The following is a 13,200-nucleotide window of genomic DNA, read 5'->3' on the forward strand; positions in this document are numbered from 1 at the left end:
CGGCCCCGCCGACCGGGCCCCTCAGCCCTGCTGACGCCCCCGGTCGACCTGCACGGTGGCGACGCAGCGCCCGCCCTCGTTGCGGTAGTTCCACGCGGCACCGTCCGTGACCAGCTCGCGCACGGCGGTCAGGAAGCGGTCGACGTGCTCGTCCGGGGTCCCGGCCCCGAAGCTCACCCGGATCGCGTTCAGGCTGCGCTCGCCGGGCAGCGACGGCTCGGGCGCCCCGCACTCGGAGGGGGAGACCTCTTCGTCCCCGAGCAGGGTGCGCAGCAGCGGGTGCGCGCAGAACAGGCCGTCGCGGACCCCGATGCCGTACTCGGCGGACAGCGCGGCCGAGAAGTGCGAGCTGTTCCAGCCCTGGACGACGAAGGACAGCACGCCCACCCGGGCCGCCTCGGCGCCGAACAGGGTCAGCACCTTGACCTGCGGGATCTCCGCCAGCCCGGCGGTCAGCCGGGCGATCAGCTGCCGCTCCCGGGCCTCCAGCACGTCGAAGCCCGCCTCGCTCAGCGCCCGGCAGGCCGAGGCGATCGCGTAGGCGCCGATGACGTTCGGCGAGCCGGCCTCGTGCCGGGCCGGACCGGAGTGCCACTGGACGGCCACCGAGCCGTCGGTCCCCCGGGCCACCGTCCGGGTCGCCCCGCCGCCGGCCAGGTACGGGTCGGCCGCGTCCAGCCAGTCCGCCCGGCCGGCCAGCACGCCGGCGCCGAAGGGCGCGTAGATCTTGTGGCCGGAGAAGGCGATCCAGTCGACGTCCAGCTCGCGCACCGAGACCCGGTGGTGCGGGGCCAGCTGGGCGGCGTCCAGCACCACCCGGGCGCCGTGCCGGTGCGCGGTCCCGGTCAGCTCGGCGACCGGCCACAGCTCGCCGGTCACGTTGGAGGCTCCGGTGACGCAGAGCAGCTTGGGGCCCTCGGGCGCCTCGGCGAGCGCGGCGTCCAGGGCGGCGACCGCCTCGGCGTGCGAGCGCGGCGCGCGCAGGTAGTGGACGTCGAGCCCGGCGTGCGCCCAGGGCAGCAGCGAGGCGTGGTGCTCGGTCTCGAAGGCGAACACCCGGGTCCCGGCCGGGACGGCCGAGGCGAGCAGGTTCAGCGAGTCGGTGGTGGCCCGGGTGAAGACCACCTGGTCGCCCTCGCGCAGGTCGAGGAACTCGGCGACGGTGCGGCGGCTCTGCTCGAACAGGTCGGTGGACAGCTGGGAGAGGTACCCCGCGCCGCGGTGCACGCTGCCGTAGTAGGGGGCGTAGGCGGAGACGTCGTCCCAGACCCGCTGGAGCGCCGGGGAGCTGGCCGCGTAGTCGAGGGCCGCGTACCCGACCTTCTCGCCGCTGGCGAGCGGGACCTGGACGTCGTGGCCGAGGACGGCGAGGGGGGCGCAGATTTCGGTGGCGATCGACATGAGGATGCACTCCTTCTGGGGGTGTGGGACCCCGGGAGTGCTAAGTCGTCGGGCGTCCGCGCTTGCCGCACGGACGATTCGCCGAGCGACCCGGTCCTCACCCAGGGCACCCCGCCACGGACGGAGGGTTGCCGGACAGCAAGCTGGGGCTTGACGCTGTCACTCATGACCTGGCCAAGACTCTAGGTCGCGCCCAGCGAGTGGTCAAACAGGCATCCACCATCCGGACAGCCGAGGAGCCCGCGCCGGCGTTCCGGCACGGGCTCCCAAGTACCGCCTCACACCCGGCTGGTGGCCTCCGACCAACGCCGCAGCAGCTCCTGCGCCGCGCCCGAGTCGATGGCCCGCTCGGCCCGCGCCATGCCCGCCGCGAGCTGTTCGGTGAGCGGCGCCTCACCCAGGTCGAGCGCGACCAGCGCCGCCGCCGTGTTCATCAGGACGGCGTCCCTCACCGCCCCGCGCTCGCCGGCCAGCAGCCGCCGCGCGACCTCGGCGTTGTACGAGGGGTCCGCCCCGCGCAGCGCCTCGATGCCGACCAGCTCGACGCCGACGTCCCGCGGGTCGAAGGCGGTCTCGGTGACGGTCCCGTCCCGCACGATCCACACCTGCGAGGTGGTGGTGATGGTCAGCTCGTCCAGGCCGTCGTCGCCCCGGAAGACCAGGCCGGTCGAGCCGCGCCGGGCGAGCACGCCGGCGATCAGTCCGGCGAGCCGGGTGTCGAAGCAGCCGATCGCGTGCGAGGTGACCTTGGCCGGGTTGGTCAGCGGGCCGAGGATGTTGAACGCGGTCGGCACCCCGAGGTCGCGCCGGGCGGTGGCGGCGTGCCGCATCGACGGGTGGAACTTGGCCGCGAAACAGAAGGTCAGCCCGACCTCCTCGGCGATCTCGGCGACCCGCCGGGCCGACAGGTCGAGGCGGACGCCGAGCTTCTCCAGCACGTCCGAGGAGCCGCTGGCCGAGGAGGAGGCCCGGTTGCCGTGCTTGACCACCTTGGCGCCGGCCGCGGCCGCGACGATCGCCGACATGGTGGAGATGTTGACGGTCTTGGCCCGGTCGCCTCCGGTGCCGACGATGTCCACGGCCGGGCCGGGGATGTCCAGCGGCTCGGCGTGCGCGTACATCGCGTCCACCAGGCCGGTGATCTCGTCGACCGTCTCACCCTTGGCCCGCAGCGCCACCATGAACCCGGCCACCTGGACGGGGGACGCCTCGCCGCTCATGATCCGGTCCATCGCCCACGCGGTGGCCGAGCGGTCGAGGTCCTCCCCCTTCAACAGCGCCGCCAGGACGTCCGGCCAGGTGCGGACCACCTGCGCGGGTGCGGTACCACCGTTCGCAGGGTTCACGTTCACCATGGCTGACTCCAGCTGTTGTCGGGTTCCCCGCGTCGGGGGGACGTCCGTACGGATGGAGTCAGCCTATCGACCGGCGGGGTTCCCGCGGCGGCGTCTTCTCTAGTCCTGAGACGGCACCGCTCAGCGGCTGACGGGCGCCCGCTTGGCCAGCCGCGCCCGCAGCAGGGTGGCGACCGCCTCGGCCAGCGCCACCGGGTCCACCGGGCGCGAGATCGCGGCGTCGGCCCGGCTCCAGGCGGCCAGCCAGGAGTCCTGCGGCCGGCCGATCAGCACCAGCACCGGCGGGCAGCCGTAGATCTCGTCCTTGAGCTGGCGGCCGAGCCCGAGCCCGCCGGCCGGCACCGCCTCGCCGTCCAGGATGCAGAGGTCCACGCCGCCCTTCTCCAGTGCCTTCAGCACCGCGGGGGTGGTCGCGCACTCCAGGTAGGACAGTTCCGGAAGGTCCTCGACGGGCCGGCGGCCGAGTGCCGTCAGCACCTGCTCGCGGGTGTTGCGGTCATCGCTGTAGACGAGGACGGTGAGCGTCTCGTCGGTCGTGTACGCCATGGGCCCTGCTCCCTCAAGTGTGATCCGGACCACGTTCGCCTGATCCGGATGCTACTCCCGATCACCCGTCGCCGAGTCCCCCTCGCGGACCTTCCTCCTCAGCCGCCGCGCCCGCGACTCACCCGCCCGGAGGACGGCCCGTCACCCGGACCCGTCCAGACCACCCGTACGGCCGATAAGGGGCCCGCGCATTACCCCCGGAGGCTCCGCCAAGCGTGCAACGACGCGCTGGGCAACGGGGTCGCGGGCCCCTTCGAGGAACCGTCAGAAAAGGGACACGCCGCTGCTCAGCCGCCATTGGGGCCCCCCACCGCCCTCCAGGGGGGCATACCGCACGCACCGGACACTCCGAGGGACACCCCCCGGCGTGAAGACGGAATAAGGGACCGACATAATGTCCGTCGTGGCGACAGCAACAGCAGTAGAAACCGGGCACGCGCACGGATCGGTCAACCGGCCGAACATGGTCAGCGTCGGAACGATCGTCTGGCTCAGTTCCGAGTTGATGTTCTTCGCGGCCCTCTTCGCGATGTACTTCACGCTCCGCTCCGTCAAGGGAGCCGAGTTCTGGACCGAGAAGGCGCACGCCCTCAACGTGCCCTTCTCCTCGGTCAACACCACGATCCTGGTGCTCTCCTCGCTGACCTGCCAGCTCGGCGTGTTCGCTGCCGAGCGCGGGGACGTGAAGAAGCTCCGCTCGTGGTTCGTCATCACCTTCGTGATGGGCGCGATCTTCATCGGCGGCCAGATCTTCGAGTACACCGAGCTGGTCAAGAAGGACGGCCTCTCGCTGTCCTCCGACCCGTACGGCACGGTGTTCTACCTGACCACCGGCTTCCACGGTCTGCACGTGACGGGTGGTCTGATCGCCTTCCTGCTGGTCCTGGGACGGACGTACGCAGCCAAGCGCTTCACGCACGAGCAGGCCACCGCCGCGATCGTCGTGTCGTACTACTGGCACTTCGTCGACGTCGTGTGGATCGGCCTGTTCGCGACCATCTACCTGATCAAGTAACCAGCTGATCAGGTCGCTGGCCACCGGCTTCGGTCCCCGCCCTCACCGGCGTCGGGCCGATTCTGCCGGTGGCGACGCTCCCACCGACCGACCGCGCGCGCAGCCCTAGACAGGCAGCCTCGTGCCGGCCAGACCGGCCGCCGGGTGCACCCACCAGTCGACCAGATCCTGACACCGGGGTTATTCCGTGAAAAAGCTCTCCGCACGACGGCGCCACCCATTGGCGGCGCTGGTCGTCCTACTTCTCGCCCTGGCGGCAACCGGGGGGCTGTACGCCGCGTTCGCGCCCGCCGACAAGGCGCAGGCCGACGTCGCCGCGCAGTCGCTCGCGATCGATGAGGGCAAGAAGCTCTTCGCCGTGGGCTGCTCCTCGTGCCACGGCCTGAACGGCCAGGGCAGCAGCGACGGTCCGAGCCTGGTCGGCGTCGGCTCCGCCTCTGTCGACTTCCAGGTCGGTACCGGCCGCATGCCGGCCCAGCAGCCCGGCGCCCAGGTGCCGCGCAAGAAGAACATCTACTCGCAGGCGGAGATCGACCAGCTCGCCGCCTTCGTCGCCTCGCTCGGCCCCGGCCCGGTGACGCCGACCCCGGAGCAGTACACCTCGACCAACCCGGACGACATCTCCAAGGGTGGCGAGCTGTTCCGCACCAACTGCGCCCAGTGCCACAACTTCGCCGGCCAGGGCGGTGCCCTGACCAAGGGCAAGTACGCCCCGTCGCTGGAGGGCGTGGACGCCAAGCACATCTACGAGGCCATGCAGACCGGCCCGCAGAACATGCCGTCGTTCCCGGACACCACCATGCCCGAGGAGCAGAAGAAGCAGATCGTGGCCTTCGTCCGCCACACCACCTCCGATGAGCCCAACCCCGGTGGTCTCACGCTCGGCAGCCTCGGTCCGGTGACCGAGGGTCTGTTCGGCTGGATCTTCGGTCTCGGCACGCTCATCGCGGTCGCGATCTGGGTCGCCGCCCACACCACCAAGGCCAAGAAGTCATGAGCCACGACATGTCAGAAGAGAAGCTTCCGGAGTCACACGGCTCCGCCGGTGACGTCGCCGCGCACGGCGACCCGTTCGCCGACCCGGGCCTTCCGGCCCACGAGCCCCGCCGCACCGACATCGACGAGCGGGCCGCCCAGCGGGCCGAGCGTCAGGTCTCGCTGATGTTCGTGGTCTCGATGCTCGCCACCATCGGCTTCATCGCCTCGTACGTGGCCATCGACCCGGACAAGATCGTCTACATCTTCCCGCTCGGTCACGTCAGCGCGCTGAACTTCGCGCTCGGCCTGACCCTGGGCGTCGCGCTGTTCATGATCGGCGCGGGTGCGGTCCACTGGGCCCGCACGCTGATGTCGGACGTCGAGCTGCCGGCCGAGCGCCACCCGATCGAGGCTGACGACGAGGTCCGCGCGGACGTCATCGAGCAGTTCAAGACCGGTGCCGCCGAGTCCGGCTTCGGCCGCCGCAAGATGATCCGCAACACCCTCATCGGCTCCATGGCGCTGGTCCCGCTCTCCGGCGTGGTCCTGCTCCGCGACCTCGGGCCGCTGCCCGAGAAGAAGCTGAAGGAGACGGGCTGGAACGAGGCGACCCCGGCCAAGCCCCTGCAGCTCATCAACATGAGCACCAACCTGCCGATGAAGGCCGAGGACATCGTCATCGGCTCGCTGACCTTCGCCATGCCCGAGGGTCTGCACGTCCACGACGAGGACTTCCAGCAGGCGATCGCCAAGGACGCCCTGATGCTGGTGCGCATCGCGCCGGACGACATCAAGGACGACCGGTCGCGGGAGAAGGCCTTCGAGGGCATCCTCGCCTACTCCAAGATCTGCACCCACGTCGGCTGCCCGATCAGCCTGTACGAGCAGCAGACCCACCACGCGCTCTGCCCCTGCCACCAGTCGACCTTCGACCTGGCGGACGGCGCGCGCGTGATCTTCGGCCCGGCCGGCCACCCGCTGCCGCAGCTGAAGATCATCACTGACGAGAAGGGCTACCTGGTCGCCACCGGCGACTTCGACGAGCCCGTCGGCCCGAGCTACTGGGAGCGTGCTCGATGAGTACGAGCAGCACCACCGGTGCCGCCAAGCCCGCCAGCACGCGCGCCAAGCCCGCCAACAAGTGGGAGGCCGCTGCTGACTGGACGGACGGCCGGGTGGGGATCTACTCCCTCGCCAAGGCCAACCTGCGCAAGATCTTCCCGGACCACTGGTCCTTCATGCTGGGCGAGATCTGCCTCTACACGTTCGTCATCATCATCCTGACCGGTGTCTACCTGACGCTGTTCTTCAAGCCGTCGATGGCCGAGGTCGTCTACAACGGCTCGTACGTGCCGCTCAAGGGCATCGGGATGTCCGAGGCGTACGCCTCGACGGTGGACATCAGCTTCGAGGTCCGCGGCGGTCTGCTGATCCGGCAGATCCACCACTGGGCCGCCCTGGTCTTCGTGGCCGCGATGCTCGTGCACATGATGCGCGTGTTCTTCACCGGCGCGTTCCGCAAGCCGCGTGAGATCAACTGGGTCTTCGGCTTCCTGCTGCTGATCCTGGGCATGTTCGACGGCTTCTTCGGCTACTCGCTGCCGGACGACCTGCTGTCGGGTACCGGTATCCGGTTCATGGAAGGCGCGATCCTCGCCGTCCCGCTGGTCGGCACCTACATCCAGATGTTCCTGTTCGGGGGCGAGTTCCCCGGCCACGACATCGTGCCGCGCTTCTTCACGATCCACGTGCTGCTGATCCCGGGCATCATGCTCGGCCTGCTGGTGGCGCACCTGATCCTGGTCTTCTACCACAAGCACACCCAGTGGGCGGGCCCGGGCAAGACCGAGAAGAACGTCGTCGGCATGCCGCTGATGCCGGTCTACATGGCCAAGGCCGGTGGCTTCTTCTTCCTGGTGTTCGGTCTGATCGCCGCCATCTCGGCGATCGCCACGATCAACCCGATCTGGGCGTACGGCCCGTACCGCCCGGACCAGGTGTCCACGGACGCCCAGCCCGACTGGTACATGGGCTTCTCCGAAGGCCTGATCCGCGTCATGCCGGGCTGGGAGGTCGGCCTGTGGGGCCACACCCTGAACCTGGGTGTCTTCATCCCGCTGATGATCTTCCCGCTGGTCCTGGTCTCGATCGCGGTCTACCCGTTCATCGAGGGCTGGATCACCGGCGACAAGCGCGAGCACCACATCCTGGACCGCCCGCGCAACGCGCCCGTCCGCACCGCGCTCGGCGCCGCCTGGATCAGCCTCTACCTGGTGCTGCTGGTCGGTGGTGGCAACGACCTGTTCGCCACCCACCTGCACCTGTCGATCAACTCGATCACCTACTTCGTCCGCGTCGGCTTCTTCGCGGTGCCGGTCATCACCTTCATCGTCACCAAGCGCTGGTGCCTCGGCCTCCAGCGCCGGGACAAGGAGAAGGTGCTGCACGGCCGCGAGACGGGCGTCATCAAGCGCCTGCCGCACGGCGAGTTCGTCGAGGTGCACGCCCAGCTGCCGCAGAAGGACCTGTACAAGCTCACCGCGCACGAGCAGGTCCAGCCGGTCGAGCTGCCGGCCCAGACGGACGAGAACGGCGTGGCCAGCAAGGCCGGCCTGCTCGGCCGCACCCGGGCCAAGCTGTCCCGCGGCTTCTACGGCGGCGGCGCCCAGATCCCCAAGCCGACCTCCGAGGAGCACCACGAGATCACCAGCGGCCACGGCCACCACTGATCCCGTACGCCCCGCAGCGTCACACCCGAGGGCCGCTGACCAGAGTTCTTCTGGTCAGCGGCCCTCGGGCTTTCCCGTCCCCCGTCCGCACCCTCCAGGAGCTCCCGTGCAGCTGTCCGTCGACCCCGCCGCCGCCACTCCCCCGTACGAGCAGATCCGGGCCCAGATCGCCGAGCGGGCCCGTTCCGGCGAACTGCCGACCGGGCTGCGGCTGCCCACCGTCCGGGCCCTGGCCGAGGAACTGGGGCTGGCCGCCGGGACGGTCGCCCGGGCGTACCGGGAACTGGAGGCGGACGGCGTGGTGGAGACCCATGGCCGGCGCGGCACGCTGATCGCGGCCACCGGCGACACCGCGCACCGGCTGGCCGCCGCGGCCGCCGCCGAGTACGCCGAGCGGGCGACCCGGCTCGGGCTCCCGCGGGCGGATGCGCTGGCCGCGGTGGACGCCGCCCTGCGGCTGGCCTACCAGGAGGCCTGAGAAGGCGCTCCAGGGGCCCTCAGGCCTCCGGGCGGATCATCCCCGAGGCGTGGGCCTGGGAGGCCGGCGCGGTGGTGCTGACGGGCTCTCCGAGGGCGCTGTGCTTGACCCAGTCCGTCCAGGAGATGTTCCAGTCCCCGAAGCCGTTGCCGAACGGCTCCATGGTGGCGCCGCGGCTGTTCACCACCGTCACCAGGTCCCCCACCCTGGTGTTCTGGAAGAACCACTTGGCGTTCTCGGTGCTCATGCCGGTACAGCCGTGGCTGACGTTCTCCAGGCCCTGCGAGCGGACCGACCAGGGCGCCGCGTGGACGTACTCGCCGCTCCAGGTGACGCGGGTGGCCCACTCCACGTTGAGGTCGTAGAACTCCGAGCTCCCGGCCTTTATCCCGATCGTCTCGCCGTTCATCCGGACGGACCGCTCCTGGCCGAGCACCACCTTGACGCCGTTGCGGGTGTCGAAGCCGGGCTTGCCGGTGGTCACCGGGATGCTCCGCACCAGCTCGCCGTCACGGCTGAGGGTGAGCACGTGGGCGGCCGCGTCGACCACCGTCTCGACCCGTGCGCCGATCCGCAGGCCCAGCGTGCTGCGGTCGCCGCCGTAGAGGCCGTCCTCGATCCGGACGCCGGTGCCGTCGAAGGCCAGCGAGACGGTGGTGCCGGCCGGCCAGTACTCCTGCGGGCGGAAGTGCAGTTCCTTGTCGCCCACCCAGTACCAGGCGCCGGTGACGGCGGGCTGGGAGCTGACGGTCAGGACGCGCTCGACCTCCTGGCGGGCCTGCGGGTCCTGCACCGCCTCGGAGAGCTGCACGGTGAGCGGCTGGCCGACGCCGTAGATGCCGCTGCCGGAGGAGTCCGGGCCCAGCTTGGCGGTGAGCAGGCGTTGGGCGGCGAGGGTGCTGAAGTCCGCCGTGGTGTCGCCGCGGCCGCCCTTGCCGTCGTCGGCGGCGATCCGCACCGAGTAGTCGGTGTCGGCCTTCAGCCGGCCGGTGGTCTGCCAGCTGTGCTGGTCCTCGGCGAGCTGACCGGCCACCACCCGGCCGTCCGGGCCGGTCACGGTGACGTCGGTGAGCCGGCTGCCGGGCACGGACGTCACCGTGAGCGGCTTGGAGGGGTCGACCTTGCCCCCGCCCTCGGCCGAGAGGTGGACGAACGCGGCCGCGTCGATCCGGTGGGGGCCGACCGCCTCGCCGCCGCCGGACGAGCAGGCGGCCAGCGGGGCCAGTACTGCGAGGGTCAGCGAGATGCCGCCGATACCTGCGATTCCGCGCCTGTCGGCCATGAAACGCCTCCGAGGGTCCGCACGATTGCTCAGATCGTAGGAACGAGGCTGGCCGAAGCGACATCGGAGCGACCCCGCGTTCACCCGGGTGAGTGGTTTCGTCACCCTGGAGACGCAACGGGGCCGGTCCTCCCCGTGCGGGAGGACCGGCCCTGTCGTCGTCGGCGGAACCCGGGAACCTACTGGTTCTGGTTCTCGCCCCGGTAGAACTCGAAGACCCAGCCGAAGAGGCCGATCAGGATGATCGGGATCGACCAGAACAGCAGCCACCAGCCGAAGATCACTCCGAGGAACGCCAGCGAACCGCCGATCGCCAGGGAGAGCGGCTGCCAGCTGTGCGGGGCGAAGAAGCCCAGCTCGCCGGCGTCGTCCGCCACCTCGGCCTCGGGGTTGTCCCCCGCGCCGCTGTCCACCCGGCGGGCGGTGAAGGCGAGGTAGTACCCGATGAAGGCGCAGAGCGCGAAGGCGAGGAACAGCGCCGTGGTGCCGGCCGCCTCGATCCCGTGCTCCGAGTGGTTGGTCCACAGGCCGTAGGTGACGGCCATCGCGAGGACGAAGACGGCCAGGCCGAGGAAGATCTTTCCCTGTTCCTTCATCAGACGTCGCCCTCCTTCTTGCCCTTGTCCAGCTTCGGGGCGTCGTACTTCGCCGGGGTCACGCCGGCGAGGTGCTTGGCCGGCTCACCGTGGTTCTCCAGGTAGTCCAGCGCGGCGATCTCCGGGTGGTGGAGGTCGAAGGCCGGGGATTCGGAGCGGATCCGGGGCAGGGTGAGGAAGTTGTGCCGCGGCGGCGGGCAGGAGGTCGCCCACTCCAGCGAACGGCCGTAACCCCACGGGTCGTCGACCTCGACCTTCTCGCCGTACTTGGCCGTCTTCCACACGTTGTAGAGGAACGGCAGCATCGAGGCGCCGAGCACGAACGACCCGATGGTCGAGACGGTGTTCAGCGTGGTGAAGCCGTCCGAGGCCAGGTAGTCGGCGTAGCGGCGGGGCATGCCCTCCGCGCCGAGCCAGTGCTGGACCAGGAAGGTGGTGTGGAAGCCGAAGAACAGCGTCCAGAAGGTGATCTTGCCGAGGCGCTCGTCCAGCATCTTGCCGGTCATCTTCGGCCACCAGAAGTGGAAGCCGGCGAACATCGCGAAGACGACGGTGCCGAAGACCACGTAGTGGAAGTGGGCGACGACGAAGTACGAGTCCGAGACGTGGAAGTCGATCGGCGGGGAGGCCAGCAGCACACCGGTCAGACCACCGAAGAGGAAGGTGACCAGGAAGCCGACCGTCCAGAGCATCGGCGTCTCGAAGCTCAGCGAGCCCTTCCACATGGTGCCGACCCAGTTGAAGAACTTCACACCGGTCGGGACCGCGATCAGGAAGGTCATGAAGGAGAAGAACGGCAGCAGCACCTGCCCGGTGACGTACATGTGGTGCGCCCACACCGTCACCGACAGACCGGCGATCGCGATGGTGGCCGCGATCAGGCCGGAGTAGCCGAACATCGGCTTGCGGCTGAAGACCGGGATGATCTCCGACACGATGCCGAAGAACGGCAGCGCGATGATGTACACCTCGGGGTGGCCGAAGAACCAGAACAGGTGTTGCCACAGCATCGCCCCGCCGTTGGCGGGATCGAATACGTGGGCCCCGAATTTTCGGTCCGCCTCCAGGGCGAACAGCGCGGCGGCCAGGACCGGGAAGGCCAGCAGGACCAGCACGGCGGTCAGCAGGACGTTCCAGACGAAGATCGACATCCGGAACATCGTCATGCCGGGGGCGCGCATGCAGATGATCGTGGTGATGAAGTTGACCGCACCGAGGATCGTGCCGAAGCCGGAGAAGGCCAGACCCATGATCCACATGTCGGCGCCGACGCCCGGCGAACGGACCGCGTCCGACAGCGGGGAGTAGGCGAACCAGCCGAAGTTGGCCGCGCCGTTCGGGGTCAGGAAGCCCGCCACCGCGATGGTCGAACCGAAGAGGTACAGCCAGTACGCGAACATGTTCAGACGCGGGAACGCCACGTCCGGGGCGCCGATCTGGAGCGGCATGATCCAGTTCGCGAAGCCGGCGAACAGCGGCGTCGCGAACATCAGCAGCATGATCGTGCCGTGCATCGTGAACGCCTGGTTGAACTGCTCGTTCGACAGGATCTGGGTCCCGGGACGAGCCAGCTCGGCGCGCATGACCAGCGCGAGGATGCCGCCGATCAGGAAGAAGGCGAACGACGTGCCCAGGTACAGGGTGCCGATCGTCTTGTGGTCGGTGGTGGTCAGCCACTTGATGATGGTCGAACCCGGCTTGCGGGTCCGCTGCGCCCCGACCGTGACGGCCCCGGCGCCCCCGCCGGCCGCGGCGGGCTCGTTGAGGATGGTCACTTCTCTTCACTTCCCATGGTCGTGATGCCGGAGGGCAACGCGCCGGTCTGGCCCTTGGCCCGGAGGTCCGCCAGGTGCTTGTCGTAGTCGGCGCGGTCGACGACCTTGACGTTGAACAGCATGCGCGAGTGGTCGGTGCCGCAGAGCTCCGCGCACTTGCCCATGTACTCGCCCTTGACGGTGGGGGTGACCTCGAACCGGTTCACCACGCCCGGCACGACGTCCATCTTCATCATGAAGTTGACGGGCCAGAAGTCGTGGATGACGTCACGCGAGGTCAGCCGGAACTGCACCGACTCGTCGACCGGCAGCCAGAGGGTCGGAACCTCCTTGGGCGTACCGACGTCGTACGCGGCGTCCTTGTTGGCCGGGTCGGGGTTCTCGGTGTTCTCGTAGTTGAACGCCCAGCTCCACTGGAAGCCGACCACGTTGACCGTGTGCTGCGGCTTCTCGGAGACGGCGATCAGCTTCGACTCGTCGCGGGCGACGAAGTAGAAGAGCACCGACACGATGATGATGGGGACCGCGGTGTAGAGCGCCTCGATGGGCACGTTGTACCGGGTCTGCGGGGGGACCTCCACGCCGGTGCGGCTGCGCCGGTGGAAGATCACGCTCCAGATGATCAGACCCCACATCAGTACGCCGACCACCAGAGCCGCGATCCAGGAGCCCTGCCACATCTGGAGGACCATCGGCCCTTCCTTGGTGACGGGGCTCGGGAGGCCAAGCCTGGGGAGGTCGTTGGCCGAGCAGCCGGTGGCGGTCGCGATGACGAGGCCCAGTGCCAGCGCCTGAGGCAGCTTCCGCCGCATCGTGCGCCGCGGCGAGCGGTCGGAGCCGTTGGGACTCACGTAGCGCCTTCCCGAAGTCTCGCCCGCCTTCGCGTCGCCCCGCGGAGGATTGTGAGCCTCCCCGGCGACCCGTCCACGGGCACGGTTTGAATGCTTATGCGGGCCAAACCCTACTCCAGCCTTATGCGCTCCTGACGGGCAGCCCCCGGTAACGCGCCGCCCGGTCGCCCGATCAGGCCCGGCAGGGGCTGCGC

The 13,200-nt window shown here is 69.6% G+C and carries 12 protein-coding genes and 1 riboswitch; of the genes, 5 read left to right on the plus strand and 7 right to left on the minus strand.

All coding sequences use genetic code 11. The features are described 5' to 3' along the window. Nucleotides 1-21 precede the first annotated feature (21 nt). The 3 genes from AB0P03_RS13085 to AB0P03_RS13095 form a co-directional block, all read right to left on the minus strand. A complete protein-coding gene (locus AB0P03_RS13085) occupies nt 22-1,401 on the minus strand; it encodes an aminotransferase class V-fold PLP-dependent enzyme (RefSeq protein ID WP_363583002.1) in 1,380 nt (459 codons plus the stop codon). A gap of 53 nt (nt 1,402-1,454) precedes the next feature. Beyond that, nucleotides 1,455-1,572, minus strand: a riboswitch (SAM riboswitch). Nucleotides 1,573-1,679: 107 nt separating this feature from the next. Then, a complete protein-coding gene (trpD, locus tag AB0P03_RS13090) occupies nt 1,680-2,756 on the minus strand; it encodes an anthranilate phosphoribosyltransferase (protein WP_363583004.1) in 1,077 nt (358 codons plus the stop codon). Nucleotides 2,757-2,876: 120 nt separating this feature from the next. Continuing rightward, on the minus strand, nt 2,877-3,302 hold the full coding sequence (locus tag AB0P03_RS13095) for a hypothetical protein (RefSeq protein WP_350886353.1): 426 nt from the start codon (nt 3,300-3,302) through the stop codon (nt 2,877-2,879). A gap of 394 nt (nt 3,303-3,696) precedes the next feature. Here AB0P03_RS13095 and AB0P03_RS13100 point away from each other — a divergent pair, with 394 nt between their 5' ends. From AB0P03_RS13100 to AB0P03_RS13120, 5 genes are all read left to right on the plus strand, one after another. Continuing rightward, complete coding sequence (locus AB0P03_RS13100; RefSeq protein WP_063347284.1) at nt 3,697-4,317, plus strand: heme-copper oxidase subunit III; 621 nt, start codon at nt 3,697-3,699, stop codon at nt 4,315-4,317. Nucleotides 4,318-4,504: 187 nt separating this feature from the next. Beyond that, the gene (locus AB0P03_RS13105) at nt 4,505-5,314 is read left to right on the plus strand and encodes a c-type cytochrome (RefSeq protein ID WP_063347285.1); all 810 of its coding nucleotides are present in this window, start codon (nt 4,505-4,507) and stop codon (nt 5,312-5,314) included. 8 nt (nt 5,315-5,322) lie between these two features. Further along, nucleotides 5,323-6,375, plus strand: a complete 1,053-nt coding sequence (locus tag AB0P03_RS13110; protein WP_363583006.1) for a Rieske 2Fe-2S domain-containing protein — start codon at nt 5,323-5,325, stop codon at nt 6,373-6,375. After that, nucleotides 6,372-8,024: a ubiquinol-cytochrome c reductase cytochrome b subunit gene (locus AB0P03_RS13115; RefSeq protein ID WP_363628800.1), complete on the plus strand. Its 1,653-nt coding sequence runs from the start codon at nt 6,372-6,374 to the stop codon at nt 8,022-8,024. The genes AB0P03_RS13110 and AB0P03_RS13115 overlap by 4 nt, the downstream gene beginning before the upstream one ends. A gap of 106 nt (nt 8,025-8,130) precedes the next feature. Beyond that, a complete protein-coding gene (locus AB0P03_RS13120) occupies nt 8,131-8,502 on the plus strand; it encodes a GntR family transcriptional regulator (RefSeq protein WP_063347288.1) in 372 nt (123 codons plus the stop codon). 19 nt (nt 8,503-8,521) lie between these two features. Here AB0P03_RS13120 and AB0P03_RS13125 read toward each other — a convergent pair whose 3' ends face one another. From AB0P03_RS13125 to coxB, 4 genes are all read right to left on the minus strand, one after another. After that, a complete protein-coding gene (locus AB0P03_RS13125) occupies nt 8,522-9,784 on the minus strand; it encodes an Ig-like domain-containing protein (protein ID WP_363583010.1) in 1,263 nt (420 codons plus the stop codon). 179 nt (nt 9,785-9,963) lie between these two features. Continuing rightward, nucleotides 9,964-10,380, minus strand: coding sequence for a cytochrome c oxidase subunit 4 (locus AB0P03_RS13130; protein WP_063347290.1), 417 nt, complete (start codon nt 10,378-10,380; stop codon nt 9,964-9,966). Continuing rightward, a complete protein-coding gene (gene ctaD / locus AB0P03_RS13135) occupies nt 10,380-12,155 on the minus strand; it encodes a cytochrome c oxidase subunit I (RefSeq protein WP_063347291.1) in 1,776 nt (591 codons plus the stop codon). Before ctaD ends, AB0P03_RS13130 begins: the two co-directional genes overlap by 1 nt. Then, nucleotides 12,152-13,006, minus strand: coding sequence for a cytochrome c oxidase subunit II (gene coxB / locus AB0P03_RS13140; RefSeq protein WP_363583012.1), 855 nt, complete (start codon nt 13,004-13,006; stop codon nt 12,152-12,154). The genes ctaD and coxB overlap by 4 nt, the downstream gene beginning before the upstream one ends. Between the last annotated feature and the right edge of the window lie 194 nt (nt 13,007-13,200).

This window comes from Kitasatospora sp. NPDC088779 (assembly GCF_040685395.1).
GTDB lineage: Bacteria > Actinomycetota > Actinomycetes > Streptomycetales > Streptomycetaceae > Kitasatospora.